We start from the raw sequence: 1,379 nt of genomic DNA on the forward strand, positions 1-1,379 counted from the left end.
TGAATCGCCCCGGGTTTCGTGGAGGCTCGGTTACTTGGAACCTGCCCCGATCGGGACTGGTGTCTGAGGGTAGTGCTCGGGCGTGATCTGGGCCCAGTGGTTGGTCTCGAACTCGGCGGGCGGGACGAGTCCGATCTCGCCGTGCAGGCGTCTGTGGTTGAACCAGTCGACGTACTCGGCGACGGCGATCTCGACGTCGCTCACGTTCTTCCAGCCGCCGTTGGGGCGCATGACCGGGTTGCGGATGCACTCGGCCTTGAACAGCGAGTTCAGCGCCTCGGCCATCGCGTTGTCGTACGAATCGCCCTTGGACCCGACCGATGCAACGGCCTCGGCTTCGGCAAGCCGCTCGGTGTAGCGAATCGCTCGGTACTGAACTCCGCGGTCGCTGTGGTGGACCAGGCCGGTGACGTCGTGGCCGGCCCGTTGCCGGTTCCACAGGCCCATGTCGAGGGCGTCCAGGGCCAGGTCGGTGCGCAGCGAGGTCGACACCTGCCAGCCGACGATCATCCTGCTGAAGACGTCGAGGACGAACGCGACGTAAGTCCACCCAGCGTGCGTGCGGACGTAGGTCAGGTCAGCTACCCAGAGCTGGTTCGGTCCGGTGGCGACGAACTTCCGCTTGACCAGGTCCTCGGGACGCTCGGTCTCAGCACCGTCACCGATGGTGGTCTTGCGGGTCTTCTCCCGCGGAATGCCCCGCAGGCCCTCGGAACGCATGAGGCGCTCTACGGTGCAGCGGGCGACCCGGACGCCTTCGCGGTTGAGCTCGGCGTGGACCTTCCGCGCACCGTAGACACCCAGGTTCGCCTTGTGGGCGACCTGGATGTCGTCGATCAGTTGCACGTCGCGCACCGACCGCGCGGACGGCGGCCGCTGCTTGGCGGCGTAGTACGTGCTCGGGGCGATCTGGACACCAGCGTCCTTCAACACGGTGCAGATCGGCTCGACCCCGAGCCTGTCGCGGTGCTGATCGATGTAGTCGACCAGCACCGCAGTCGGAACAGCTACTTGATCTTGCGGTCGAGCTCCGCTGCGGCGAAAAAAGCCGCGCTCGTCTTGAGGATCTCGTTGGCCCGCCGCAACTCACGGACCTCCCGCTCGAGCTCGGCCAACCGCTGTCCGTCGCTGGTCGTCGTGCCCGGCCGGACCCCACCATCGACCTCTGCTTGTCGGACCCAGTTCCGCAACGTCTCGGGATGCATACCGAGCTGGCCGGCCACACGCGTGATCGCGCCAGACCTCGTCGCGGGGTCCTGCCTCAACTCGACGGCCATCCGGGTCGCGCGCTCACGCAACTCGTCGCCGTACTTCTTGGGTGCAGCCATGACTCTCATCCTCCATGGATTGAGAGCCTCCATCAGACCCGGGGCGATTCA

At 66.3% G+C, this 1,379-nt stretch carries 1 protein-coding gene and 1 other annotated feature; the gene reads right to left on the reverse strand.

What is annotated here, in order from left to right; all coding sequences use genetic code 11:
* Window positions 1-30: 30 nt before the first annotated feature.
* Window positions 31-1,328, reverse strand: a protein-coding gene (locus CF8_RS20300) for an IS3 family transposase (RefSeq protein ID WP_107706353.1) whose coding sequence is annotated in 2 segments (ribosomal slippage) — window positions 31-1,049 and window positions 1,049-1,328 — 1,299 coding nt in all. Because the reading frame shifts where the segments join, the coding sequence is not laid out codon by codon here.
* Window positions 901-1,050 (reverse strand) — a sequence feature (AL1L pseudoknot). It overlaps the preceding gene by 150 nt.
* Window positions 1,329-1,379: the final 51 nt, after the last annotated feature.

Origin of the sequence: Nocardioides sp. CF8, assembly GCF_000389985.1 — a bacterium.
GTDB classification, from domain to species: Bacteria; Actinomycetota; Actinomycetes; order Propionibacteriales; family Nocardioidaceae; genus Nocardioides; species Nocardioides allogilvus.